General features: G+C 68.3%; 23 protein-coding genes, 8 tRNA genes and 1 riboswitch. Of the genes, 9 read left to right on the top strand and 22 right to left on the bottom strand.

From position 1 onward, the window contains the following. Positions 1-7 precede the first annotated feature (7 nt). Positions 8-1192 carry an MFS transporter gene (locus WFH44_RS09335; protein ID WP_336713540.1) on the top strand — a complete coding sequence of 395 codons (1185 nt, stop codon included), beginning with the start codon at positions 8-10 and terminating at the stop codon, positions 1190-1192. 48 nt (positions 1193-1240) lie between these two features. Here WFH44_RS09335 and WFH44_RS09330 read toward each other — a convergent pair whose 3' ends face one another. The 10 genes from WFH44_RS09330 to WFH44_RS09285 form a co-directional block, all read right to left on the bottom strand. Next, positions 1241-1675 (bottom strand): QcrA and Rieske domain-containing protein, encoded by a 435-nt coding sequence (locus tag WFH44_RS09330; protein WP_336713539.1) that lies wholly within the window; start codon positions 1673-1675, stop codon positions 1241-1243. A 55-nt stretch (positions 1676-1730) separates the two neighbouring features. After that, a complete protein-coding gene (locus WFH44_RS09325) occupies positions 1731-3857 on the bottom strand; it encodes a 3-hydroxyacyl-CoA dehydrogenase NAD-binding domain-containing protein (RefSeq protein ID WP_336713538.1) in 2127 nt (708 codons plus the stop codon). Next, positions 3854-5143, bottom strand: coding sequence for a thiolase family protein (locus tag WFH44_RS09320; protein ID WP_336713537.1), 1290 nt, complete (start codon positions 5141-5143; stop codon positions 3854-3856). The genes WFH44_RS09325 and WFH44_RS09320 overlap by 4 nt, the downstream gene beginning before the upstream one ends. 62 nt (positions 5144-5205) lie before the next feature. Next, entirely contained in the window at positions 5206-6534 is a 1329-nt protein-coding gene (locus WFH44_RS09315; RefSeq protein WP_336713536.1) for an HRDC domain-containing protein, read from the bottom strand. A 23-nt stretch (positions 6535-6557) separates the two neighbouring features. Continuing rightward, complete coding sequence (locus WFH44_RS09310; RefSeq protein ID WP_336713657.1) at positions 6558-7154, bottom strand: DUF3000 domain-containing protein; 597 nt, start codon at positions 7152-7154, stop codon at positions 6558-6560. Positions 7155-7257: 103 nt separating this feature from the next. Next, positions 7258-8349 (bottom strand): threonine aldolase family protein, encoded by a 1092-nt coding sequence (locus WFH44_RS09305; protein ID WP_442892898.1) that lies wholly within the window; start codon positions 8347-8349, stop codon positions 7258-7260. A 35-nt stretch (positions 8350-8384) separates the two neighbouring features. Continuing rightward, entirely contained in the window at positions 8385-9152 is a 768-nt protein-coding gene (locus WFH44_RS09300; protein ID WP_336713535.1) for an SDR family NAD(P)-dependent oxidoreductase, read from the bottom strand. Then, positions 9149-10528 (bottom strand): DUF6421 family protein, encoded by a 1380-nt coding sequence (locus WFH44_RS09295; RefSeq protein WP_336713534.1) that lies wholly within the window; start codon positions 10526-10528, stop codon positions 9149-9151. Before WFH44_RS09295 ends, WFH44_RS09300 begins: the two co-directional genes overlap by 4 nt. A 197-nt stretch (positions 10529-10725) precedes the next feature. Further along, complete coding sequence (msrB, locus tag WFH44_RS09290) at positions 10726-11163, bottom strand: peptide-methionine (R)-S-oxide reductase MsrB (RefSeq protein ID WP_336713533.1); 438 nt, start codon at positions 11161-11163, stop codon at positions 10726-10728. A gap of 13 nt (positions 11164-11176) precedes the next feature. After that, the gene (locus WFH44_RS09285; protein ID WP_264794295.1) at positions 11177-11665 is read right to left on the bottom strand and encodes a hypothetical protein; all 489 of its coding nucleotides are present in this window, start codon (positions 11663-11665) and stop codon (positions 11177-11179) included. 127 nt (positions 11666-11792) lie between these two features. Between WFH44_RS09285 and WFH44_RS09280 the strand changes: the two genes are divergently transcribed. Next, positions 11793-13112 (top strand): alpha/beta hydrolase family protein, encoded by a 1320-nt coding sequence (locus WFH44_RS09280; RefSeq protein WP_336713532.1) that lies wholly within the window; start codon positions 11793-11795, stop codon positions 13110-13112. On the opposite strand, the gene ybaK is transcribed toward WFH44_RS09280, so the two are convergent. The 3 genes from ybaK to WFH44_RS09265 are packed head-to-tail and all read right to left on the bottom strand — an operon-like array spanning position 13109 to position 14991. Then, positions 13109-13600 carry a Cys-tRNA(Pro) deacylase gene (ybaK, locus tag WFH44_RS09275; RefSeq protein ID WP_336713531.1) on the bottom strand — a complete coding sequence of 164 codons (492 nt, stop codon included), beginning with the start codon at positions 13598-13600 and terminating at the stop codon, positions 13109-13111. The genes WFH44_RS09280 and ybaK overlap by 4 nt on opposite strands. A gap of 15 nt (positions 13601-13615) precedes the next feature. After that, entirely contained in the window at positions 13616-14071 is a 456-nt protein-coding gene (locus WFH44_RS09270) for a SufE family protein (RefSeq protein ID WP_336713530.1), read from the bottom strand. 14 nt (positions 14072-14085) lie between these two features. After that, positions 14086-14991: a sulfurtransferase gene (locus tag WFH44_RS09265; RefSeq protein ID WP_336713529.1), complete on the bottom strand. Its 906-nt coding sequence runs from the start codon at positions 14989-14991 to the stop codon at positions 14086-14088. A 195-nt stretch (positions 14992-15186) separates the two neighbouring features. Here WFH44_RS09265 and zapE point away from each other — a divergent pair, with 195 nt between their 5' ends. Further along, the gene (zapE, locus tag WFH44_RS09260; protein ID WP_336713528.1) at positions 15187-16224 is read left to right on the top strand and encodes a cell division protein ZapE; all 1038 of its coding nucleotides are present in this window, start codon (positions 15187-15189) and stop codon (positions 16222-16224) included. 65 nt (positions 16225-16289) lie between these two features. Here zapE and WFH44_RS09255 read toward each other — a convergent pair whose 3' ends face one another. The 9 genes from WFH44_RS09255 to WFH44_RS09215 all read right to left on the bottom strand — a co-directional run bounded on the left by WFH44_RS09255 (position 16290) and on the right by WFH44_RS09215 (position 18112). Continuing rightward, a complete protein-coding gene (locus tag WFH44_RS09255) occupies positions 16290-16541 on the bottom strand; it encodes an antitoxin (protein WP_264794289.1) in 252 nt (83 codons plus the stop codon). A 71-nt stretch (positions 16542-16612) separates the two neighbouring features. Then, the gene (locus WFH44_RS09250) at positions 16613-17191 is read right to left on the bottom strand and encodes a DinB family protein (protein ID WP_336713526.1); all 579 of its coding nucleotides are present in this window, start codon (positions 17189-17191) and stop codon (positions 16613-16615) included. A 161-nt stretch (positions 17192-17352) separates the two neighbouring features. Then, positions 17353-17427: transfer RNA gene (locus tag WFH44_RS09245), tRNA-Val, on the bottom strand. A gap of 46 nt (positions 17428-17473) precedes the next feature. Beyond that, positions 17474-17550 (bottom strand) — tRNA-Gly (locus WFH44_RS09240). A 31-nt stretch (positions 17551-17581) separates the two neighbouring features. Beyond that, positions 17582-17653: transfer RNA gene (locus WFH44_RS09235), tRNA-Val, on the bottom strand. A gap of 47 nt (positions 17654-17700) precedes the next feature. Continuing rightward, a tRNA-Gly gene (locus WFH44_RS09230) sits at positions 17701-17777 on the bottom strand. A gap of 31 nt (positions 17778-17808) precedes the next feature. After that, a tRNA-Val gene (locus WFH44_RS09225) sits at positions 17809-17880 on the bottom strand. Between the two features lie 33 nt (positions 17881-17913). Continuing rightward, a tRNA-Cys gene (locus WFH44_RS09220) sits at positions 17914-17984 on the bottom strand. A gap of 54 nt (positions 17985-18038) precedes the next feature. Then, a tRNA-Gly gene (locus tag WFH44_RS09215) sits at positions 18039-18112 on the bottom strand. 230 nt (positions 18113-18342) lie between these two features. On the opposite strand from WFH44_RS09215, the gene WFH44_RS09210 reads away from it, so the two are divergent. The 6 genes from WFH44_RS09210 (at position 18343) to rpe (ending at position 23211) form a co-directional block, all read left to right on the top strand. Next, a tRNA-Val gene (locus tag WFH44_RS09210) sits at positions 18343-18417 on the top strand. Positions 18418-18538: 121 nt separating this feature from the next. Then, a complete protein-coding gene (locus WFH44_RS09205; protein ID WP_336713524.1) occupies positions 18539-19411 on the top strand; it encodes a cytochrome in 873 nt (290 codons plus the stop codon). Between the two features lie 55 nt (positions 19412-19466). After that, a complete protein-coding gene (gene def, locus WFH44_RS09200) occupies positions 19467-20042 on the top strand; it encodes a peptide deformylase (RefSeq protein ID WP_336713522.1) in 576 nt (191 codons plus the stop codon). Further along, positions 20039-20989 (top strand): methionyl-tRNA formyltransferase, encoded by a 951-nt coding sequence (fmt, locus tag WFH44_RS09195; protein ID WP_336713520.1) that lies wholly within the window; start codon positions 20039-20041, stop codon positions 20987-20989. Before def ends, fmt begins: the two co-directional genes overlap by 4 nt. Continuing rightward, positions 20986-22530: an RsmB/NOP family class I SAM-dependent RNA methyltransferase gene (locus tag WFH44_RS09190; protein WP_336713518.1), complete on the top strand. Its 1545-nt coding sequence runs from the start codon at positions 20986-20988 to the stop codon at positions 22528-22530. The genes fmt and WFH44_RS09190 overlap by 4 nt, the downstream gene beginning before the upstream one ends. A 9-nt stretch (positions 22531-22539) precedes the next feature. Continuing rightward, complete coding sequence (gene rpe / locus WFH44_RS09185; protein ID WP_336713516.1) at positions 22540-23211, top strand: ribulose-phosphate 3-epimerase; 672 nt, start codon at positions 22540-22542, stop codon at positions 23209-23211. Between the two features lie 85 nt (positions 23212-23296). Beyond that, positions 23297-23441: riboswitch (FMN riboswitch) on the top strand. Positions 23442-23462: the final 21 nt, after the last annotated feature.

Raw genomic sequence — 23462 nt, 5'->3', positions numbered from 1 at the left:
GTGCCTCATGACCACCCTGCTCACTTCCGCGCGCCCAAAAACCGGCCACGATCGCGGAATTTATACGTACATTGCCGTCTTCAGCGCCGTGCTCTACATGGTGCTGCTGATCGCCCCTGTTATCGCCGGCAAACTGGCGGCCCAGTTTGACCTGGCGCCGACGGAGCTTGGCATGCTGTTCTCCCTGGAACTCGGTGCCTTCAGCCTGGCCACAGTCCCCGCCTACCTCTGGCTGAACCGGGTGAACCTGCGGACGGTCACCTACGTGTGCACCGCCGTCGTTATTGCCGGCAACATCGTCTCTGGCTTCTTGGACAGCTTTGCCTTGCTGGTACTGGCACGGGTCGTAACGTCGCTCGCGGCGGGCTCGATCACCGTGATCATCCTGACACTGAGCGGCAAGACCGCCAATCCGAGCCGCGCCTTCGGAGTGTTCGTGGTGTTCCAGCTGCTCATGGGCGCCATCATCCTGTTTGCTTTCCCGCTGCTGTACGCTGATTCGAACGTGGCGGCCATCTACTGGACCATGGCGGCACTGGCGCTGTGCTGCCTGCCCGTGGTGCGAATGATCGACGGCGAAGTCCTCCGCCGGCCGAGCGGCGACGATGCCGCTGAGACCGCTTCCGCGCCGGCCGCGCTTCCCGCGTCGAAGGCCCGGTTCGCCGTTGGGCTTGCCGCGGTTCTGCTCTTCTACGTCTCCCTGAGCGGAGTGTGGTCTTTCATGGCCCAGGTCTCCGGCGGCGCCGGAATCGACCTGCCGACATCGAGCCTGATCCTGGCCATCGCCACCCTGCCCGGCATCGCGGCCCCGTTGATCGCCACGTTCCTGGGCGACAGCCCGAAGCGGAAGTGGTTCCTCCTGGCCGGCTACACCGGGCTGGCGGCGAGCATTGCACTGCTGTTCGGAGCCCCTGGGGTCATCCGGTTCGCCCTGGCGGCGATGATCTTCAAGTTCGCATGGACGTTCATCCTGCCGTACCTGCTCTCGTCCCTCGCGGATATCGGCGGCAAACACGTGATGAACTCGACCAACCTGATGATCGGCTCCGGCTTCGCCGTGGGACCGATGGCCAGCGGCATGCTCATCGAAGCATCCGGCGGAGGCTTTGCCGGCATGCTGGGCTTCTCGGTCATCGGCGTGCTGCTCTCGCTCGCCTGTGCGATGGGTATCCAGCGGCCGGTCCGGTCGTAACGTTGGAGACGGGCGGAGCCGGCTGGCCGGTGCCGCCCGCCGAGGTCATCATGATACGACGACGGTGATCCACTCGCCGTCGATGGCGGCGGCATAGCGGGGGAGCGGCGCGGGCGCCGGGCCGCCCGTCACGGCGCCGTCCTGCAGGGCGAACGTCGAACCGTGGCAGGGGCAGGCGATCTCGCTTTCGGTCGCCGCGACCTTGCAGCCCTGGTGGGTGCACTTGGCGCTGAAGGCCAGGACCGTCTCCTCGTCCGGGCGGTGGACCAGGATCGGCTTGCCGTCGACATCCCGGTTCGCGGAGCCGCCGACCGGCACTTCGCTGAGCTTGCCCACCCGGACGGCGGCGCCGTCGGTCTCGACGGTGGATGGTTTTCCGCTCGTATCCCCGACCAGATCCTGGAAGGGAGAGCAGCCGGCCAGGACACCGGCCGTTCCTGTGGCGGCGGTGACGATCAGGATGGTGCGGCGTGAGGGTTCCATGCCAGCCATTCTTGTCGTGGGAGCTTGGATTTTTCCAGAGGAACGGGCCCGTTGGTTATCGGCGCTGGTTAAATTTCCTGCCGGCGACCCGTTCTGCGGCTCCTACCCGGTCCAGATAGGGCGTGATGCCGCCCAGGTGCAGCGGCCACCCGGCTCCCATGATCATGCAGAGGTCGATGTCTTCGGGTGCCTGGACGACGCCTTCCTCCAGCATCAGGCCGACTTCCTCGGCCAGGGCGTCCTGGATGCGGCGGAGCAGTTCATCGGCCGTGCTTGGGGAGCCGCCGAACTCGAGCAGCGACAGGGTGGAGGCGGGAACCACCTGCCGTCCGTCGTCGTCCGTGGACCACAGGGACGTGACGCCGGCGTCGATAAGCCGCTGCAGGTTGGCGGAGACCCGGAACCGGTCGCCGAAGGCGGCGTGCAGCGACTCCGTGACGTGCTGCGCGACGGGCAGGCCGACCATGGCGAGCAGGTTGAACGGGGTCATGGGCAGGCCCATCGGCCTCAGCGCGCTGTCTGCGACCTCGGCGGGAGTGCCTGCATCGAACGCCGCGGTGATCTCGCCGAGCAGGCGCAGCAGGACCCGGTTGACCACGAACGCGGCGGAGTCCTGGACCAGCACCGTCGTTTTCTTCAGTGCCTGCCCCACCGAGAAGGCCTTCGCGAGGACCTCGTCGCTGGTTTTCGGAGCACGGACGATCTCCAGCAGCGGCATCGCGGCGACCGGGTTGAAGAAGTGGAAGCCCACCACGCGCTCGGGGTGCAGCAGGTCTGCGGCCATGGCACCCACCGATAGCGATGAGGTGTTGGTGGCGAGGACGCACTCGTCCGGGACCACCGCCTCGACTTCGGCGAAGACCTGCTTCTTGACGGCGAGGTCCTCGAACACCGCCTCGATCACAAAGTCTGCATCGGCGAAGGCCTCTTTGGAGACCGCGCCGGTGACCAGGGCTTTGGTGCGGTTTGCCGCATCCGGCGCCATGCGGTTCTTCGCGAGCAGCTTGTTCACTTCGGCCCGCACGTAGGCCACGCCCTTGTCCACTCTGGCCTGCTCCACGTCCGTCATGACCACGGGCACCTTGAGCTGGCGGGCGAAGAGCAGTGCGAGCTGGCTCGCCATCAGCCCGGCTCCCACGATTCCGACCTTCGCTACCGGCCGTGCCAGCGCCTTGTCCGGGGCGCCGGCCGGACGCTTGGCGCGCTTCTGCACGAGCTCCAGGAACGCATGCACGGTGTCGCGGAACTGCGGGGTCTGCATCAATTCGGCCAGCGCGTCGATTTCCAACGCCGCCGATTGCTCCTGTGTCTTTCCGCGGCCCGCCGCCAGCACTTCCAGCAGCTTGGCCGGGGCCGGAGCGGCCCCGCCGGTTCTGGCCGCCACGAAGGAGCGGGCCGCTGAGATTGCCTGCTCCCAGTCGTCCTCGGAGGCCGCGGCTTTCTGCGCGCGGCGCTCCGCGACCATGGCACGCTCGGCCCCCTCGGCGAGGATGCGACCGGCCCAGACAAGGGACTGCTCGAGGAAATCCGCCTGCCCGAGGCAAGCGTCGGCGATGCCCAGCTCATACGCCTCAGGGCCTTTGAGCACCCTGTTGTTGCCCAGCGCGTTCTCGATCATGACCTTCAGCGCGTTCCGCGGACCGATGAGCCGCGGCAGCCTGTAGACGCCGCCCCAGCCGGGAATCAGGCCGAGGAAGGCCTCGGGCAGCGAGATCCCGTTGGCGGCCGCCGAGACCGTTCGGTAGTCGGCGGCCAGCGCGATTTCCAGTCCGCCGCCCATCGCGGCGCCGTTGATGAAGGCGAACGTAGGCACGCCCAGGCCGGACAGCGTGCCGTAGACGTCGTGGCCGAGCCTGGCCATCTGCCGGCCGTCCTCCTCCGTGGCCAGCCTTCCCACCGCCGACAGGTCCGCGCCGGCGGCGAGGTAGTAAGGCTTTCCGGTGACGGCGACAGCCGCCAGCGCGCCCGCTTCCGTGCGGGTCTTCAGCTGCTCGAAGACGGCGCCAAGCTCCAGCAGCGAGTTCGGGCCGAGCGTCGTGGGCCTGCGGTGGTCGAGGTCATTGTCGAGGGTCACCAGCGCGAGCGTCCCGGCGCCCGGCAATTCGATGTCGCGGACGTAGGCATGGGTCACCGTCTCGTCCGGGAACCTGGCGGCCAGGTCTGCGTAGTCTGCCGGAATCATGCTTGCTCCTTCTTGGGGCCGGACGGGGTCGAGCGGTCGTACTCCGGATGGTGCGGGTTCTCCCAAATCACCGTGCCGCCCATACCCAGGCCGACGCACATGGTGGTCAGCCCGTACCGGACGTCCGGATCCTCCTCGAACTGCCGGGCCAGCTGCGTCATCAGCCGTACCCCGGACGCAGCCAGCGGATGTCCGACGGCGATCGCCCCGCCATAGCGGTTCACGCGGGGGTCGTCGTCGGCCAGTCCAAAGTGGTCCAGGAAAGAGAGCACCTGCACCGCGAACGCCTCGTTGATCTCGAACAGGCCGATGTCCGCTATGTCCAGCCCGGCCAGCTTGAGCGCCTTCGCGGTCGCGGGGATCGGGCCGATCCCCATGACTTCGGGATCGACACCGGCGAACGCATAGGAAACCAGGCGCATCCTGGCGGGCAGGCCCAGCTCGGCCGCCGTCCCGGCCGACGCCAGGACGGCTGCGGTGGCGCCGTCGGTGAGCCCGGCGGCATTGCCCGCGGTGACCCGCCCGTGGGGGCGGAACGGCGTGCGCAGCCCGGCCAGGTCTGCCACCGTGGTGCCGGGACGCGGGGGCTCGTCGGCGCGGTGCAGAGCCCAGCCCTCGCCCGGCTTCCGGCCCGCAACCGGAACCAGGTCCTGTTGGATCGCGCCCGCCTCGTAGGCCGCGGCTAGCTTGGCCTGGCTCGCCGCGGCGTAGGCGTCGGCGCGCTCCTTCGTAATGCCGGGCGAGCGGTCGTGCAGGGTCTCGGCGGTGCTGCCCATGTTCAGGGCATCAGGGTGAACGAGCTTCTCGGCGGCGAAGCGCGGGTTGGGCTCGGCCCCCTGGCCCATCGGGTGGCTGCCCATGTGCTCCACGCCGCCGGCGATGACGACGTCGTAGGCACCAAAGGCGATGCCGCCCGCCGTCGTTGTTACTGCCGTCATGGCCCCGGCGCACATGCGGTCTATGGCAAATCCGGGAACCGAGCGGGGGAGGCCGGCAAGCAGGGCGGCGCTGCGGCCGATGGTCAGGCCCTGGTCTCCGGTCTGGGTGGTTGCGGCAACGGCCACCTCGTCGATGCGCTCGGGCGGGAGGGACGGATTGCGGCGCAGCAGTTCGCGGATGCACTTGACCACCAGGTCGTCGGCCCGGGTGCCGGCGTGGATGCCCTTGTCACCCGCCTTGCCGAACGGGGTGCGGACGCCGTCCACGAAGACGACGTCGCGCAGGGCACGGACAGGCAGGACAGGACTCACCGGGGCTCCTTGGGACGGCAGCGTGACGCCCCTCATGTTACCCGCGGGTAACTTAGGCGGCAAGGCTCCTCGCGGGCGGCGCGTGGCGGTCCCGGAAGCTAGGCCGCGCTTCCCCGATGGTTCCCCTTGCCCTTCGGCTCCGGCAGCGGGTCCGGATCGAGGAAGGCCTGGGTGATGACAGGAACGGCGAGTTCCAGCTGCCACGGGCGGGCGCCCAGTTCACGCAGGGCCGCGGCGACGGATCCCTCGGTGACCGCGGCCGGCGGCCGCCACGCGACACGGCGCAGGAAGTCCGGAGTGAGCAGGTTCTCCACCGGCATATCCAGCTTCTCGGCAAGGGCGGCGAGGCGGGGCCGGGCCGTCTGCAGGCGTGCTGCCGCCGCCGGGTCCTTGTCCGCCCACACCCGGGGCGGCGGGGGAGCGTTGGTCGGTAGCTGCAGTTCGGGCAGTTCCTTCAACTGCCGGGCGGTGTTGATGCAGCGGAGCCAGCGCGGGGCCTCCCGCTGGGCGGCCCGTCCGTGGAAGCCGTTGACGTCCAGCAGTTGCGGCACGGTTGCGGGCATCGCCCGGGCCGCGGCCACGATGGCGGAGTCCGGGATCAGGCGGCCGGGCGCGATGTCCCGCTTCTCGGCCAGCTGTTCGCGTTCCTGCCACAGCTCCCGCACCGCCGCCAGCTGCCTCCGGTCGCGGATCTGGTGGAGGCCCGAGGTCTTCCGCCAGGGGTCCTGGCGCGGCGGGGCCGGCGGCGTCTTGCGCAGGGCCTCGAACTCCTGCTCGGCAAAGCGCAGCTTGTCCTGCCGGGTGAGCAACCCAACCATGGCCTCGCGGAGCTCGATCAGGACCTCGACGTCCAGGGCGGCGTAGCGGAGCCAGGGTTCGGGCAGCGGGCGGGTGGACCAGTCCGCCGCGGAATGTTCCTTGGCCAGCGTGAACCCCAGGAGGTTCTCGATGACCGCGGCTAGGCCGACGCGGGGGAGCCCGGCGAGCCGGGCGGCGAGCTCCGTGTCGAAGAGCCGGTCCGGCCACATGCCAAGCTCGGAGAGGCACGGCAGGTCCTGGGTGGCGGCGTGCAGGATCCACTCGGCGCCACGGATTGCATCGTTGATGAGCACCAGGTCGTCGAAGGGTTCGGGGTCGATCAGCCAGGTGCCTGCGCCTTCGCGGCGGAGCTGCACGAGGAAGGCCCGCTGGCCGTAGCGGAAGCCGGAGGCGCGCTCGGCGTCCACGGCCACCGGGCCCCGTCCGCCGGCCAGCGCGGCCGCGGCGCGCGCCAGCCCGTTGGCGGTGGTGATGACAGGGGGCACCCCCTCCCGCGGCGCGGTCAGCTCAACCAGTTCGGGGGCCTGCTCCGGGGCCGCTTCCGCGGGTGGTGCACCGATAGAGGGGCGCGACGGTCCGGCGGAAGAGTCCGAAGTCAAGAAAGTCATGGTCCTTTCAGTCTACTGCGCAGTTAATTGCGGCGGCGATTCGGCAGCGGGGCCACGCCGTCCGGCAGCGGGGGCAGGCCGGCGAAGGTGCAGACCATGTCGGACCAGGCCTCGAGGTGGGCCTGGACCTGGGCGGAATCGGGGGTCCAGGAGGCGCGCAGCTCGATGTCGATCGCATCCTGCTGGTCCGCGAGGGTGCCGAAGCTCTCCGAGAGGATCCGGGTCGCCGTTCCGCCGGCGTTGCGGTATCCGGCGTGGTGGACGTCCAGCGCCTCCACCAGCCAGGTCCAGGCGACCGATCCCAGCAGCGAGTCATTGCCCATCTCGGCGTCGAGCTGGGCGCGGATGTAGGTCACGATCCGGAAGGTGCCGTCCCAGAGCTCAGACCCCTCGGCATCGTAGAGCAGGACGAACCGGCCGGTGGCCAGCTCCGTCTCCCCGGAACTGCCGACGGCGGCGAGGGCGGGCCCGTGCAGCGGCCTGCCGGCGGGAGCGGCGGGCTGAACGACTTCGGCGCCGATGGCCACGGCGAACGGGGCGAGGCGCGAGGGAGCGGGCAGCTCTTCGAGGCGAAGCTCGCTGCGGCACTGTGCCCGGCGCAACGCGGCCAGGGCGGTCATGAAGTCCGCGGGCACCGCGGACAGATCACCAATCGCACTCACACCCACAGGTTAATTCGCGGCACTGACAGCCGGGAACCAGACGCGCCGGAGCCATGAATCGTTATGCTCCTGTGCTGTCCCCGACCTCGGCGCGGATGGCCTCGGCGAACGCGTCCACGTCAGCCTCCGACGTATCGAACGAGCACATCCAGCGGACCTCGCCGCGGGCGGCGTCCCAGTCATAGAACCGGAACTTCTTGCGGATCCGGTCCGCCGCACCCGCCGGCAGCGTGGCGAACACCGCGTTGGCCTGCGTTTCCTGGGTGGGCCGGACGCCGTCGACCCCGGCCACCGCCGCGCGCAGCCGGGCCGCCATCGCGTTCGCATGCGCCGCCGAACGCAGCCACAGGCCGTCCTCCAGCAGCGCCACGAACTGGGCCGAGATGAAGCGCATCTTCGAGGCCAGCTGCATGTTCATCTTGCGCAGGTACGGCAGGCCGGTTGCCGCCTCCGGGTTCAGCACCACGACGCATTCGCCGAAGAGCAGGCCGTTCTTGGTGCCGCCGAGGGAGACGATGTCCACCCCCGCCTCCGTCGTGAATTCGCGCAGCGGAACGTCGAGGGCCGCGGCCGCGTTGGCCAGCCGCGCCCCGTCCATGTGCAGCTTCATCCCGTGTCCGTGGGCATGGTCGGCGATCGCCCGGATCTCCTCGATGCTGTACAGCGTGCCGAGCTCCGTGGTTTGGGTGATGGACACCGCCAGCGGCTGCGCGCGATGCTCGTCGCCCCAGCCCCAGGCCTCGCGGTCGATCAGCTCGGGCGTCAGCTTGCCGTCGTCGGTGGGCACAGCCAGCAGCTTCATCCCGCCGATCCGCTCGGGGGCGCCGTTCTCGTCTACGTTGATGTGGGCGGTGGCGGCACAGATGACGGCCCCCCAGCGCGGCAGCATCGACTGCAGGCTCAGCACGTTCGCGCCGGTACCGTTGAACACCGGGTAGGCGACCGCCTGCGGGCCGAAATGCGATTGGATGATTTCCTGCAGCCGTGCCGTGTAGTCGTCCTCGCCGTAGGAGACCTGGTGGCCGCCGTTGGCGTGGGCCAGCGCCGTCAGGATCTCGGGATGCACCCCCGAATAGTTGTCCGAGGCGAAGCCGCGGGCGGCGGCGTCGTGCAGGGGAGCGGCGAGCAGGGAGGAATCGGTCACGATGGCAATGTCCTTCTCGAAAAGATGTGTAGGGGCGGAAGCGCTCACACGAGCGGGATCCTTTGTCCGTTCAGGTCGGCGGCGGGCGTGCCGAACAAATTCTTCACGGCCTCGGCCAGCTGTGCAACGTCGGTGAACCCGTCGAAGGTCTTCTCCGGTTCCGCGCGGCGCATGCCGTCGTCCACCAGCGCCGTGACCACCAGTACGACGGCGGCGGCCCGGGCGGGTGCGGGGCGTCCCGTGTCCTTTTCGGCGGCTTTCCGCTCCCGCTCGAAAGCGTCCGCGAAGGACTGCATCCAGCTCTCGGCCGCGGCCTTGGCCGCTGCGTAGTTGGCCCCGCCGGCGGTGGCGGAACCCACGGCGGTGGAGGACACGATGACGGCACGGCCGAGCTTCGACGAGGCCAGCTGCGGGTAGAAGGCCCGGGTCGTGTTGCGCAGGGTCGTGACCAGGTTGCGGTGGAGGAAGTCCCAATCCTCGTCGCTCTGGCCCGTGATGCCTTTGCCGCCGCGCCAGCCGCCGACCAGGTGGATGAGGCCATCGGCGCCGCCGCGGGCAAGCACGTCGGCGGCCAGCCCCTCCACGGCCACGCGGTCGGCGAGGTCGCAGGCGAACGTGGCTACGCCGTCGTCGTCGCCGTAGGCCCGCCGCAGGCGCTCCGCATTGCTGCCCACGGCAATGACCTCCGCCCCGGCCCGGCGCAGCGCGGCGGTGACGGCCTGGCCCGAGGCGCCCGAGGCCCCGGCGACCACCACGCGCAGGCCAGCCGGGATCTCCGGGCCTTCCGGTCCCTCCGGCGGGTTGCCGCTCATGCCGCGGCTCCGGTGATGCCGGAGGTCGATTCAATGACGGATTTCATCTTCTTCCCCAGTGCCTCGTAGAACATGGACAGTGGGAACTCATCATCCATGACCTGGTCGGTAATTTCACGCAGAGGCGCCGTCAGCGGCAGGGCGGCGGGCCCCTTGGCCCAGACGGAGGCCGGATTCGGGGTCAGTGTAGCGGTCAGCATCTCGTACGCCGCGAGCCAGTGCGCCAGCTTCGGGCGGTCGATGGAGCGCCAGTACAGGTCATCGATCTGCTGGCCAAGGGCGACGACGGCGTCCGCCACGTGCTCCCAGTCGATGGTCAGCTTGGAATCGGTCCAGTGCAGCACGTGGTGCTGGTGCAGCCAGGCGAACAGCAGCTGGCCGCCGAGGCCGTCGTAGTTGCGGACCCGGCTCCCGGTGATCGCGAAGCGGAAGATCCGGTCGAAGATCACCGCGTACTGGACCAGCCGGGCGTGGGCACGGATTTCCGCGGACGCCTGGACGTCATGTTCGAGCCGCACGGATTCGCGGAAGGCCGTGAGGTCGCAGCGCAGTTCCTCCAGCGAGTAGAGGAAGTAGGGCATCCGCTGCTTGATCATGAACGGGTCGAACGGTAGGTCGCCGCGCATGTGGGTGCGGTCGTGGATGAGGTCCCACATGACGAAGGTTTCCTCGGCGAGTTGCTGGTCCGCAAGGAGCGCGGCCGCCTCTTCGGGCAGCTCGAGCGAAGTGGTCCGGGCTGCGGCGCTGACAACGCGGCGGAACCGGGCGGCCTCGCGGTCGGCGAAGATGGCGCCCCACGTGAAGGCCGGTGTCTCGCGGACGGCGACTGTTTCGGGGAAGAGCACGGCGGAGTTCGTGTCGTAGCCGTCCGTGAAGTCGAGGAAGCGGATGGGGACGAAGAGCTTGTTGGAATAGTTCCCGGCCTCCAGGTCGTCGATGAAATCCGGCCAGATGACTTCGGCCAGCACGGCCTCGACCAGTCGGTCCGGGCTACCGTTCTGCGTGTACATCGGGAAAACCACCAGGTGGACCAGCCCGTCGCGGCGTTGCTGCTGCGGCTGGAAGGCCATGAGGGAGTCCAGGAAGTCCGGAACTCCGAAGCCTTCGCCGGCCCACCGCAGGAAGTCCTGCTGCAGCAGGCGGAGGTAGTCGCCGTCGTACTCCAGGAACGGCGCGAGCTCGGCGATGGCGGCGACGATGGTATCCACCTGCCGGCCGGCCTCGGCGTGATGGGCGGGATCAGGTATGGACCCATCGTGCAGCTGGCGCGGTCGCAGCGCGGCGGCCGCGGCCTTTAGGCGGAGCCAGGCCGGATGCGCGGGCAGGGCGGAGCCGCTGCGCTGTTCGGCGCCGGACGGCGTGATGGCCAGAGTCATGATGGAGCCCCCCTGTTCTGTGGCACGGCCGGGCCGTGCGGACGAATCTGCACTGTGGCTCGAGCGTAGCAACGAAAAAGCTCAGCTAATCAGAAAAGAAGTGACTGATTAGCACTTCTCATGCTCGGAGACGGCTGGACCGGCCGGCAGGCCCAGCGGGGCTCGCGCTGGGGTGACGGGCGCGGGGCGGATCGCGGCTAGCCGGCGGCGGCGTCTTCCTCCAACGTCAGCGAGACAGAATTGATGCAGTAGCGCTGGTCGGTCGGCGTCTGGTAGCCCTCGCCCTCGAAGACATGGCCCAGGTGCGAGTTGCAGTTCGCGCAGCGGACCTCGATCCGCTCCATTCCGAGCGTTGCATCGTGCAGGTAACGGACCTTGCCCTCTGCCAGCGGGGCCCAGAAGGACGGCCAGCCGCAGTGCGAGTCGAACTTCTCTTTGCTGGTGAATAGTTCAGCGCCGCAGGCCCGGCACTTGTAGACGCCGTTGGTGTGGGTGTCCCAATATTCGCCGGTGTAGGGCCGCTCAGTGCCGGCCTGGCGCAGCACGTGGTATTCCTCCGGCGTCAATTCGCGGCGCCACTCGTCCTCGGACTTGGTGACGGGGAAGGCTTCTTCAGTGTTGTCCACGTTGGTCATATCCTTTCAACGCCTACGAATCGCCGATGTATCCCGATCCGGAGTAGAGGTGGAGCACAGGGATTCCCAGCTTGTCCTGGGCCCGGTTGGCCCAATCGGTGTGGAAGGTGTCCTCGACGGCATGCGGGGTGGTGATGACCACGGCCCGGTCCACCGGGTGCCGGCGGACGTGGTCCACGAGGGCGGACACCGCGTCGTCCCCGACGATCTCCACCGTGCCGGCGAGCCTGCTGCCGGCCAGCGCTTCGATGGAGAGCCGCTTGGCCTCCTCGGCCTCCGTCTTGGCCTCGTCCGCCGACGGCTGCCCGTGGAGCAGTTCCCGGAAGGCTGCCGCGACGTCGAGCAGGCTCAGGTTGTCCAGGAAGTCCAGCACCAGGTTGCGTTTGGTGTCTTCCGGGATCAGCACGTTGAACATGGTGCCCTCCGAGGCCAGCAGTTCAAGATTCCTCAGGTCCGCGCTGTTGAGCGGTTCCTCGGTGAGTACCACGATCGTTTCCGTCATGGGCCCAGCGTAGCCAGCATCGGCGACCGCCAACAATACGGCGGCGCATTCCGCCTCATGCCGGCGGGTGGGGCCGCCTCGGCGGGGTATGGCCGCTCATCATCGCGCGTGAGGTAAGAATGGAATCATGGCCCTGTTTGTTTCCCGGAAGTCATCGACGGCGTCAGCGGCAGGGGAGGCCGCGGCCACGACCCTGCCTTGGGTGCGCTGGATCAGCCTGGGCGCCATGATCGGTGCCGGGACGGGATCGGTGCTGGCCGCGGCCAGCTCCGGGCTGGCATCCTATTTCGCGCGGCAACTGCTGACGCCGGTGCGCGAGCACGAGCAGAACCTGGAAATCTACGCCGTCGTCGGCAGCGGGGAGGACCAGGAAATCATCCTGCCGGCCGCCCTGGACACCACTTCCCCCGGGATCTACAGCATCTATTTCGACGGCGGACGCGGCCATGCGAGGATCGGCGGGATCACGTCGTACTCACCGAAGGACGGCACGGTGCAGCGCCGCGTGGAGCGGGTCTACAGCGGGGAACTGGGCTCGGCGCGCCGGGGCTGGTGGGGCGGCGCGGTCTACCCGGATCCGGCCGCCGCAGGTCTGGCCAACGAAGAAGTCCGGATCGACGTCGACGGCGGCCACGCGCCCGCCTGGCTGATCCGCGGGGACGCGGCCAGCCGCACCTGGGCCATCATGGTGCACGGCCGGGGTGCCACCCGGCAGGAGGGCATCCGCGCCGTGCGGACCGCGAAGGACCTGGGCATGACGTCACTGCTGATCTCCTACCGCAACGACGGCGAGGCGCCGGCGGCGCCGGATGGCAGGTACGGGCTCGGGCTTACCGAATGGCTCGACGTGGAAGCCGCGATCGGCTATGCCCTGGACCATGGTGCGCACAATGTGGTCCTCTTCGGCTGGTCCATGGGCGGCGCGATCTGCCTCCAGGCAGCGGATCAGTCCATCCACCGGAACCGGATCCGCGCCCTGGTGCTGGACGCACCGGTCATCAACTGGATCGATGTGCTGGCCTACCAGGCACGGCTGAACAGGATTCCGGCGGCCATCGGCCGGTTCACGCAGTGGCTGATCTCCAACAAGGCGGGCCGGTTGCTGACAGGGCTCGCCTCCCCGCTGGACCTGCGCAAGATGAACTGGGTGGACAGGGCGGACCAGCTCAGCGTGCCCACCCTGATCCTGCACAGCCAGGATGACGACTTCGTGCCGTACGGTCCCTCGGCCGAGCTCGCGGAGCAGAATCCCCGCCTGGTGACCTTCGAACGGTTCTCCGGTGCCGGCCACACCAGGGAATGGAATGTGGACCCGGACCGCTGGGAGTCCACGGTGGCCGAATGGCTGGCCGAGGTCCTCGGAGCGGCACGGACCGGCCGCACCGGCGCAGCCGGACAGCATGCCGGGGCCAACGGCACCGCCGGAGAGCGGCCGGCCGGGACCTAACCTGCGCCCAGGTCCGCTACCGTGGCACCGGTCAGCCGGACAAGGTCCCCGGCGGCCAGTTCAATGTCGAGACCGCGGCGGCCGGCCGACACGAGGATGGTGGGAAAGCCGAGCGCGGAACCGTCAAGGACGGTAGGACTGGGCTGCCGCTGGCCGAGCGGCGAGATGCCGCCAAGGACGTATCCCGTCCGGCGCTGCGCTGCAGCAGGATCGGCCATAGCGACCCGCTTCACGCCCAGGACGGCACCGCAGGCCTTGAGGTCGAGGCTGGTGGCCACCGGGATGATCGCGACAGCGAGGGACGGTCCCGTGCTCACCATCAGCGTCTTGAACACCCGGGCCGGAGGGAAGCCCAGGGCCTCCGCCGCCTCCAGCCCGTAGCTGGCCGCCCGCGGATCGTGCTCGTAGCCGTGCAGCTCATAGGCGACGCCTGCCTGGTCCAGCAGCAGCGTCGCCGGCGTCCCGGAGGAGGCAGCGCGCTTGGCCATTGGAACCCGGCCCGCTCAGGCTGCGGAGCGGGCGTCGGTGATCTGCCGCTTGATCCGGGCGAGCATCGCGGCCATGCCGCGCATCCGCAGCGGCGTGATCGCCCGGGTCAGCCCGAGCTGGTCCGGGACGTCATCCGGCACCGCGAGGATCTCGTCCGCGGGCAAACCGTTGAGTCCCTCGTGGAGGACGGAAGCAAAGCCTCGGGTGGTCGGGGCCTCCGGGGGAGCCGAGAAGAAGATCTCCACGGGCTGTTCCGGAGCGTCCCCGAGTTCCAGGGCCAGGAATAGCGGTGACTGGCACTCAACGACCTGCTCGAGCAGTTCCGGATGGTCCGCGAGGTGCTCGGGCAGTTCCGGCAGCGAGCGGGAGAATTCCAGCAGAAGCTGCAGGCGGTCGGGTTCCTCCATGGCCTGGAAGTCGTCGATGATTTCCGCCAGCTGGGCAGGGATCTGTTGTTCAGTCACAGTCATCTATCCTACGCCGGTCAGCGCCGCGGGGCCGGTGCTTCGCCGGGCTCGGAGCCCTTGACGATCGGGACGCGGACGGCATTTCCCCATTCGGTCCAGGAGCCGTCGTAATTGCGTACGTTGCCGAAGCCCAGCAGGTGCTTGAGGACGAACCACGTGTGGCTCGAGCGTTCCCCGATCCGGCAGTAGGCGACCACCTCGTCCCCTTCCTTGAGTCCGGCCTCTCCCTTGTAGATGGCTTCAAGCTCTTCGCGGTTCCTGAAGGTCCCGTCCTCGGCCGCGGCCTTGGCCCACGGAACGGATGCCGCGCTCGGGATGTGGCCGCCGCGCAGGGTGCCTTCCTCCGGGTAGGCCGGCATGGTTGTGCGCAGGCCCGAATACTCCTCGGGAGAGCGGACGTCGATCAGCGGCTTGCCGAAATGCGCCAGCACGTCGGACAGGTAGGCGCGGATGGGTTCGTCGTTGCGTTCGATGACCGGGTAGTCGGTGGAGACCGGCTGGGGCACCTCCATGGTCAGTTCCCGGCCTTCCGCGATCCACTTGTCGCGGCCGCCGTCCAGCAGGCGGACGTCCTCGTGGCCGAACAGCGTGAAGACCCAGAGGGCGTAGGCCGCCCACCAGTTGCTCTTGTCGCCGTAGATCACCACGGTGCTGTCGCGCGAGATGCCTTTGGTGCTCATGAGCTTGGCGAAGCCGGCGCCGTCCACGTAGTCCCTGGCCACCGGGTCGTTGAGGTCGGTGTGCCAGTCGATCTTTACTGCACCGGGGATATGGCCGGTCTCGTAGAGCAGGATGTCCTCGTCGGACTCCACGACGACCAGCGATTCGTTGTCCAGGTTGGCGGCAAGCCATTCGGTGGACACGAGCCGCTCCGGGTTGGCGTAGGCGGCAAACTTCTCGTTCGATTCAGCGGCAACGGGCACGGCTGTCCTTTCGGGTAAACAGGGATTGGGCTCCCGCCTAGCCTAACCACAGCCCGCGGCAAATGCTTCCGCCGCCTCATCCGTTAGAAGCGGCACATCCGGCAGGAATCCGACAATATAGACGGCGTAGCGTATCGTTTTTCTGGCGGCAAATCACCGCCGAGCAAATCCCAGGAAGGCATTGGTCGGCCCAACGTGCCCCAGATCGAACAGCTAACCCGCCGGACCCCGAAGGTTTCCGTCGACGAACTCTTGAAGGGGTTCCATCCGTCGCCGCGCTTCGGTGAGGTCTCCTTCGCCAGCTACCGCCCCGACCCGTCGCAGCCGTCCCAGGCCGCCGCGGTCAAAGCGCTGCAGGACTTTGCCGCCTCTACGGACCACCGCGCGCCGACCGGGCTCAGGCGGCTTTTCGGGGCCAAGAAGGCCCCCGGCCGGGCGGGCATCTACCTCGACGGCGGTTTCGGCGTCGGCAAGACCCACCTGCTGGCGTCCCTGTGGCACGCCGTCGAGGGACCGAAGGCATTCGGCACCTTCGTCGAATACACGAACCTCGTCGGCGCGTTGTCCTTTCGCAAGACCGTTGACGCGCTGAGCAGCTACAAGCTGGTCTGCATCGATGAATTCGAGCTCGACGACCCGGGCGACACCGTCCTGATGTCCCGGCTCATGCGGGAACTAGCCGACGCCGGCGTGAAGCTGGCTGCGACCTCCAACACGCTGCCCGGATCTCTGGGGGAGGGCCGCTTCGCCGCCGTCGACTTCCAGCGCGAGATCCAGGTCCTGGCGGACCAGTTCGATGTCATCAGGATCGACGGCGAAGATTACCGCCACCGCGGACTGCCGGCCGCACCCGCGCCCTTGAGCGACCAGGAACTCAAGCGGCGGGTATACAGCGACTTCGACGGGCAGGTGGTCGCCGCCGACGAGTTCAGCGACCTCGTCAGCCACCTGGAGGGCGTCCACCCGAGCCGCTACCGGCAGTTCATCGACGGAATTGACGCGGTGGCCTGGCACAACGTGGCCACTATTACGGAACAGTCGGTCGCGCTGCGGTTCGTGGTCCTGGCCGACCGGCTTTACGACAAGGATGTTCCCATCATCGCCAGCGGTGCCCCCTTCGATGAGCTGTTCACCCCGGAGATGATGTCCGGGGGCTACATGAAGAAGTATTACCGTGCGGTCTCACGCCTGACGGCCCTGGCCCGCGAGGGCATGACCGGGGAAGCCTCCTAGGAACGCAAGAGGCGCCGGTGCTGCCTCGCGGCAGGACCGGCGCCACCTTTGCCGTTCCCAAAGAGCTACGAGGCCGGAGGGTTTACCCCGCCGGCGCGTCCGGAACCGTTGTTCCCCGGCGCCCGGTCGATGAGTTCGGAGGCTTTGGCTTGGAGGCCGTCGACCTGTCCGGAGTATTTGCCTCCGGTCTTGTTGTCGATGAAGTCACCGACTTTGCCGATGCCGCCCTTGATGCTGTCGGCGTTGTTGCCGACCAGCACGGCTGCCTTGTCCTTCAGCCCTCCGGCCTTGCCCTTGAGCTCGTCAAATATAGACACAGCCACCTCCTTTCTCCCGCGGGAACCGTCTGTTCCCTTCGGGTTCCATCCTAGGCGAGGCAGCCACAGCGTCAACGGCTGCGCTCGGGCGGAGTCCACGGTGTCATCCAGTCCAATGGCGGCCAGTGCTCGGCCGCGGCCATGAGCGGGAATGCCGTGGCACCGTCGATAGATTCCCTGATGATGTCCGCGTGGCCAGTGTGCCGCGCGGTCTCCGCGATCAAATGCGCCAGGATCCAGCGCAGGCTATAGCCCTCCCGACGACCGGAGAACCAGGGGTCATCAGGCATTAGCACCGGGGCGTCGACTGCTCCGAGGGCCCGGCAGACCTGGTCAGTACGGTGGCCGGTAGCCTCATAGTCTTCCAGCAGTTCCGCGGCGCTCTCATCCGCACGCAGGGTGAAACCAGCTGTGTAGCTTGACGGGTCCTGCCTGCGCTCCCGGCCTTCCACGACGTCGATCCACGACGCTTCGGTAGCGTTGACGTGCTTGATCAGGCCGCCGATGCTCAACTCGCTCGCGGTGGGCCTCAGCCTCAGTTGGTCTTCTCCCAGCCCGTACGCCGTCAGTTTCAGGACGTAGCGCTGCTGGGCCAGGAAAGCCAGCAGGGTGTCCAGTTCATTGTCATGGGGTTCCGCATTGCCGGCCATGGATTCTCCTGTTCGCCCGTGGAGTCTTCCACCATGGCAGGGTCTGCCCTTCCGTGAAAGGCGGAAGAACAGGCAGCGGCAGCCTCGACAGCTCCTGGCTGGTACCGGGACGGGATTGGCCGATTAAACAAAGAACGGCTCCGCGCCGGAGCCGTTCCAAGTGGTGGGCGATACTGGGATCGAACCAGTGACCTCTTCCGTGTCAGGGAAGCGCGCTACCGCTGCGCCAATCGCCCGGATCCGATACCGGCGGACCTGAGTGGCCCCTGGAATCGGGAGAAGTGGAGCGGACGACGGGATTCGAACCCGCGACATCCACCTTGGCAAGGTGGTGCTCTAGCCAGCTGAGCTACGTCCGCGTGGAGAGGATCCGAAATCGGATTCCATCCGTGGGCGATACTGGGATCGAACCAGTGACCTCTTCCGTGTCAGGGAAGCGCGCTACCGCTGCGCCAATCGCCCAGGTTCCAAGACCGGGGCAGCTGTGAACGCCGCCGGTATTGGGGGAGTGGAGCGGACGACGGGATTCGAACCCGCGACATCCACCTTGGCAAGGTGGTGCTCTAGCCAGCTGAGCTACGTCCGCGTGGAGAGGATCCGTGAACGGGCTCCATCCGTGGGCGATACTGGGATCGAACCAGTGACCTCTTCCGTGTCAGGGAAGCGCGCTACCGCTGCGCCAATCGCCCGTAAGGGTTGTAAGCAAGTACTACCTGCATACGAGGTGGGGACGGGATTCGAACCCGCGTATACGGCTTTGCAGGCCGCTGCCTCGCCTCTCGGCCACCCCACCGTGGCCTGCAGACTCAGGACCGGCCAGCAGAGCTGGCACAAACAGTGACTTGCGAGCGGACGACGGGATTCGAACCCGCGACATCCACCTTGGCAAGGTGGTGCTCTAGCCAGCTGAGCTACGTCCGCATGTCGTGATATCGCCCGGTCCGGTTGTCTTTCCGGAGCGCCTCGGCGATTTCCAACGAGTAAGAACTCTATAGGACGAATCGTGCTTCGTCCAATCGGGCTCTCCGTCCTGCCCGCCGGCTGCGCCGCTATTGGGGCCCGGCGGGCAGGACGAAGAGCGCGTTTTTGCGCATCGCCATCTGTCGGCTACGATGCATAAGCGACGTTGGTCCGCATGGCGGATCCAACCCGGGCGATTGGCGCAGTGGTAGCGCGCTTCGTTCACACCGAAGAGGTCACTGGTTCGAACCCAGTATCGCCCACCATGCGGGAGGCCCCCGCCCAGGCAATTCAGCCTGGGCGGGGGCCTCTTCCGTTGCGGCCGAGGGGCGGCCCCTCCAGCAGCGCGGCCCGAAACCGTCAGTTGTCTCTGAGATGATGCTTGGTATGACAGATCCGGCGCTGGCCCACAAGACCGATTTCGGACGGATGTACTCCCGCTCCACCTCGGAACTTCCGAGTGTCCCCTCCATTACGACCGTGATATCGCAGGCACCCACGGACCTGGGCGGGTGGTTTTCTCATATGGCGGCCACCGCCATGGCGCAGGACCACCGGCTGGCCGAGGCCGCCGGGAATCCCGCCAAGCTGCGGGCCTTGGCAAAAGAAGCGTCTTCCGCTGCGGAACGGTACAGGGATGCGGCGGCGTCGCGCGGGGACCGGGTGCATTCCTATTGCGAGCAGGTGTCGCTGCGGGCACTGGGGCGTCCGCACCGAATGGCGGAGGCACGCGAGGCGCTGAAGGCGAACGGTGAAGAGGCGTTCGCGGCGCGCTTCGACGAGTGGTGGGAGTTGTACGCGGTCGAGCCGATCGAACCCGAGATCACCGTGTGGAACACCGAGCTCGGTTACGCCGGAACAATGGACCTGGTGGCCCGGATCGGCGGCCGGCTGTGCCTGATCGACTTCAAGACCAAGGGCACGGACCGCAACGGACAGGTCAAGGCCATGGACGAGAAGGTCGTCATGCAGCTGGTGGCCGGGATGAAGGCGCAGGAAAGCCTGGTCGATGCGGCGGCGGGTAGCTGGGAGCCATGGGCGTACGGTGATGACCCGGTCCTCCTGGGTGTGGCCATCGGGGAAACGGAAGTACGCCCGATGCGCGCCAACCCGGAGGTCCTGAGGTACCACTGGTACAAGTTCTGCGCACTGCGCCGGGTGTGGGACCTTCAGCTGCAGGTGGCGGACGCCGGCCGCGCGTTGTTGCCCGTCGGCCCTCCGGCGCCGGCAGTGCGCGCTGTCGAGCCGGCTGCCAGCTGAAGGCACATAGACTTGAAGCGACGTTTTCCACGGCAGAAGTGAGGTAGAAGAGCAGATGACCGTCCTAGGTATTCGGATCATCGGAGATCCGGTGCTTCGCACCAAGGCCGAGCCGGTGACCGAGTTCGGCCCCGAACTGGAAAAGCTCGTTGCCGACATGGACGAGACGATGGAGAACGTCGAGGGAGCCGGGCTGGCCGCACCGCAGGTCGGGGTCAGCCTGCGCGTGTTCACCTACCAGATCGACGGACGGCGCGGCCATGTGGTCAATCCGGTGCTGGACAACAGCGACGATTTCCAGGAGGACCAGGCGGAAGGATGCCTTTCCATTCCGGGGCTCGGCTATCCGGTACGGCGCCGGCGCTGGAGCCGCGTGACCGGCGTCGATATGTACGGCAACCCCGTGGCTGTCGAGGGCGAAGGAATGTTGGCGCGTTGCTTCCAGCACGAGACGGACCATCTGGACGGCGTGCTCTACATCGACCACTTGTCCGGCGAGGAACGCAAGAGCGCCCTGCGGGCGATCCGGAACGCCTCCTACAACACCGTTGCCCGGGACACGACGGCCAAGCGGTCGGCGAGTGTCGGGTCGGGCTTCGGTGCCGGCGCCTTCGGGCAGCCGCAGGCATGACCGTCCCCGAGGCCCGGCCGCGGGTCCTTTTTGCCGGCACGCCCGGTGTGGCTGTCCCGTCCCTCGACGCGATTGCGGCAGCCGGTTTCGACATCGTGGCCGTCCTGACCCGCGAGGACGCTCCGGTCGGACGCAAGAAGATCATGACCGCGTCACCGGTGGCCCGGCGGGCGGCCGAGGTTGGGCTGCGCATCATCAAGGCGAACCGCCTCGATGATCCTGCCCTTGCGGCCATCGCCGAGGCCGCCCCGGATGTGGCGGCGATCGTGGCCTACGGCGGCCTGGTGCCGGAGGAGGCGCTGGCGCTGCCGGCCCACGGCTGGATCAACCTGCACTTTTCCCTGCTGCCTCAGTGGCGCGGTGCTGCCCCCGTGCAGCATGCGGTGATCAACGGGGACGAGATGACCGGCGCCTCGACCTTCCTGCTCGAAAAGGGGCTGGACACCGGTCCCGTGTACGGCACTCTCACCGAAGCGATCCGGCCGGAGGACACCAGCGGCGAGCTGCTTGAGCGGCTCTCGCTCAGCGGGGCGACGCTGCTGGCCCAGACGCTGTCGGTCGTGCTGTCAGGAAAAGGCGTTGCCGTTCCGCAGGCCGGCCGGCCTACGGCGGCCCCGAAGCTGGGACTTGAGGATGGCCACATCGACTGGAACCAGCCGGCGCTGGCCATCCGGCGCAGGGTCAACGGCGTGACTCCGGAGCCCGGAGCGTGGACCACGCTCGCGGGCCAACGATTTAAGCTCGGCCCGGTCACGCTCCGGCAGGACCGCAGTGACCTGGCGCCCGGCCAGGTGCTGCCCAGCTCCGGCGGGTCCGCCTCGGCCCTGGTGGGAACCGGCTCCTGCGCCGTGCAACTGGGCCAGGTGCAGCCGGCCGGCAAGAAGATGATGGCGGCGGCCGACTGGGCACGCGGCCTGGGACAACGTGAGGATGTGCGGTTCGAATGAGCGGAAACGAGGACGGCCAGCGCGGCAGGCACAGGCCGGGGGCCGGGCGGCGCAACGCTGCCGGGCGGGAACGCAACCGCCCCGTCAACCGCAGCCATACGCGCGCCGCTCCGTCGGAGCGCACCCGGCGGGCGGACCCGGCACGGCTGGTGGCCTTCGAAGTGCTCCGCGCGGTGAGCAGCGAAGATGCGTACGCGAACCTGGTGCTTCCGGCCCGGATCCGGCAGCACCGCCTGGACAAGCGTGATGCCGGCTTCGCTACCGAGCTCGCCTATGGCGCGCTGCGGGCGCAAGGCACCTACGACGCGATCCTGGCCAAGTGCGTGGACCGCCCGCTGGACCAGCTGGATCCCGCGATCCTCGACGCGCTGCGGCTGGGCGCTCATCAGCTGCTGGCCATGCGCGTGCCGGCCCATGCCGCCCTGGACCAGACCGTCGGGCTGGCCCGTGCCGTGATCGGCGCGGGTCCGGCCTCCCTGATCAACGCCGTCCTCCGGAGGGTGAGTGCGCGGGACCTCGCGGACTGGACTGCGGAGCTGACGGACGGCAGCGATCCGGTGGCCGCCGCCGCCATCGCCCAGAGCCACCCGGAGTGGATCGTGCGCGCTTTGCGCCAGGCGCTGGCGGGCCACGGCCGGAGCGTGGAAGAGATCGGTCAGCTGCTGGATGCGGACAACGCGGCTCCCGTGGTCAACCTCGTCGCCTTGCCTGGACTGGGAGACCTTGAAGAGGCCTTCGACGCTGGCGCCCAACCGGGCGGGCTGGTGAGGGACTCCGCGCTCTACTCCGGCGGTGACGTGGGCAGGCTCGACTCGGTCCGGAAGGGCACAACGCGCGTCCAGGACGCCGGATCCCAGCTGGTGGCGCGCGCACTGGCGGGCGCGGCGCTGCGGACCGATGGCCCGGAACGATGGCTCGATTTGTGCGCCGGCCCCGGCGGAAAGGCGGCCTTGCTGGCGGCGCTTGCGGCGGAACAGGGGGCGACGCTGCTGGCGAACGAGCCGGCGGCCCACCGTGCCGAACTGGTCCGGCAGGCCCTGCGTCCGGTGGACCACCGGGTCTGGGACGTGCGGACGGGAGACGGGCGGGACCTCGGTAGCCTTGAGCCGGAAAGCTTCGACCGGGTGCTCGTGGACGCTCCGTGCACGGGCCTCGGCGCGCTGCGCCGGCGGCCTGAATCCCGCTGGCGCCGCCGCCCCGCCGACGTCGCCCAACTGGCCCCGCTGCAGCGCGAGTTGCTCGACTCAGCCATCGCCGCGGTGAAGCCGGGAGGCCTGGTCGCCTACGTCACCTGCTCCCCGCACATTGCCGAAACGACGGCGGTCGTCTCCGATGCGCTCCGTCGCCACCCGGAGATGGAACCGGGGGATTCGGCTGCCGCGCTGGATGCCGCAAGCCTCACCGGGGACCTGCAGGCCGGCCGGGCCGAGGGCGCCGGCAGCACGGCCCAGCTGTGGCCGCACATCCACGGGACGGACGCGATGTTCCTGTCCCTGCTGCGCAAGAAGACATCCGCCGGCGCGCCGGCGGGAAAGGACTGACCACCAGCCATGCACCAGTGCTGCATCAACCCGAGCATCCTGTCCGCAGACTTCGTCAATCTTGAGTCCGAACTTGCCCGGATCGGATCGGCCGACGCCGTCCACGTGGACGTGATGGACAACCACTTCGTGCCCAACCTGACCATCGGCCTGCCGGTCGTGGAACGGATCCAGGCGGTGAGCAGGCTGCCGCTGGATGTACACCTGATGATCCAGGATCCGGACAGGTGGGCGCCGGGCTACGCCGAAGCCGGCGCGGAGTCGGTGACTTTCCACGTCGAAGCGTCGGCGGCGCCGGTCAAGCTGGCGCGCGACCTGCGGGATCGCGGCGCGAAGGCGGGCATGGCGCTGAGGCCCGCCACCGCCGTCGAACCCTATCTGGACCTGCTGCCCGAGTTGGACATGCTGCTGATCATGACGGTGGAACCCGGATTCGGGGGCCAGTCCTTCCTGGACGTCACCCTGCCGAAGATCCGCCGTGCCGCGGACGCCGTCGCCGGATCGGGCCTCCCGGTGGCCATCCAGGTGGACGGCGGCGTCACCGAGGAGACCATTTACCGGGCTGCCGCGGCCGGGGCCACTGTCTTCGTCGCCGGCTCGGCGGTGTACGGGGCCGAGGACCCGGATGCCGCCATCACGTCGTTGAGGAACGCCGCCCAAAAGGCTCTGTCCCGGGACTGATACATCAATTGTGTCGTGTGTTACAGGCCATGACGGGAATAGCCGTGGAGCCGCCGGCAGTTATGGCACAATAGCAATCACAAACAACGTGCTCCGGGGTCGGTGTAAGTCCGAACCGGCGGTTATAGTCCGCGACCCGCGGCCGGTGGAACAGCAATGTTCCGCAGGCAGCGGCTGAACCGGTGGAATTCCGGTACCGACAGTCAAAGTCTGGATGGGAGAAGCACGTACAGTTGGCAGCCAGCCGACGG

The organism is Arthrobacter sp. USHLN218, from assembly GCF_037144715.1.
In the GTDB taxonomy this organism is placed as follows: Bacteria; Actinomycetota; Actinomycetes; order Actinomycetales; family Micrococcaceae; genus Crystallibacter.
The sequence above is the reverse complement of the archived record's forward strand: the minus strand, read 5'-3'. Positions and strand labels throughout refer to the sequence as shown.

Excerpts from the sequence above, each read along its gene's own strand:
- WFH44_RS09335 (WP_336713540.1), top strand. The coding sequence starts at position 8 with ATGACCACCCTGCTCACTTCCGCGCGCCCAAAAACCGGCCACGATCGC.
- WFH44_RS09330 (WP_336713539.1), bottom strand. The coding sequence starts at position 1,675 with ATGGAACCCTCACGCCGCACCATCCTGATCGTCACCGCCGCCACAGGA.
- WFH44_RS09325 (WP_336713538.1), bottom strand. The coding sequence starts at position 3,857 with ATGATTCCGGCAGACTACGCAGACCTGGCCGCCAGGTTCCCGGACGAG.
- WFH44_RS09320 (WP_336713537.1), bottom strand. The coding sequence starts at position 5,143 with ATGAGGGGCGTCACGCTGCCGTCCCAAGGAGCCCCGGTGAGTCCTGTC.
- WFH44_RS09315 (WP_336713536.1), bottom strand. The coding sequence starts at position 6,534 with ATGACTTTCTTGACTTCGGACTCTTCCGCCGGACCGTCGCGCCCCTCT.
- WFH44_RS09310 (WP_336713657.1), bottom strand. The coding sequence starts at position 7,154 with ATGACCGCCCTGGCCGCGTTGCGCCGGGCACAGTGCCGCAGCGAGCTT.
- WFH44_RS09300 (WP_336713535.1), bottom strand. The coding sequence starts at position 9,152 with ATGAGCGGCAACCCGCCGGAGGGACCGGAAGGCCCGGAGATCCCGGCT.
- WFH44_RS09295 (WP_336713534.1), bottom strand. The coding sequence starts at position 10,528 with ATGACTCTGGCCATCACGCCGTCCGGCGCCGAACAGCGCAGCGGCTCC.
- msrB (WP_336713533.1), bottom strand. The coding sequence starts at position 11,163 with ATGACCAACGTGGACAACACTGAAGAAGCCTTCCCCGTCACCAAGTCC.
- WFH44_RS09285 (WP_264794295.1), bottom strand. The coding sequence starts at position 11,665 with ATGACGGAAACGATCGTGGTACTCACCGAGGAACCGCTCAACAGCGCG.
- WFH44_RS09280 (WP_336713532.1), top strand. The coding sequence starts at position 11,793 with ATGGCCCTGTTTGTTTCCCGGAAGTCATCGACGGCGTCAGCGGCAGGG.
- ybaK (WP_336713531.1), bottom strand. The coding sequence starts at position 13,600 with ATGGCCAAGCGCGCTGCCTCCTCCGGGACGCCGGCGACGCTGCTGCTG.
- WFH44_RS09270 (WP_336713530.1), bottom strand. The coding sequence starts at position 14,071 with ATGACTGTGACTGAACAACAGATCCCTGCCCAGCTGGCGGAAATCATC.
- WFH44_RS09250 (WP_336713526.1), bottom strand. The coding sequence starts at position 17,191 with ATGGCCGGCAATGCGGAACCCCATGACAATGAACTGGACACCCTGCTG.
- WFH44_RS09205 (WP_336713524.1), top strand. The coding sequence starts at position 18,539 with ATGACAGATCCGGCGCTGGCCCACAAGACCGATTTCGGACGGATGTAC.
- def (WP_336713522.1), top strand. The coding sequence starts at position 19,467 with ATGACCGTCCTAGGTATTCGGATCATCGGAGATCCGGTGCTTCGCACC.
- fmt (WP_336713520.1), top strand. The coding sequence starts at position 20,039 with ATGACCGTCCCCGAGGCCCGGCCGCGGGTCCTTTTTGCCGGCACGCCC.
- WFH44_RS09190 (WP_336713518.1), top strand. The coding sequence starts at position 20,986 with ATGAGCGGAAACGAGGACGGCCAGCGCGGCAGGCACAGGCCGGGGGCC.
- rpe (WP_336713516.1), top strand. The coding sequence starts at position 22,540 with ATGCACCAGTGCTGCATCAACCCGAGCATCCTGTCCGCAGACTTCGTC.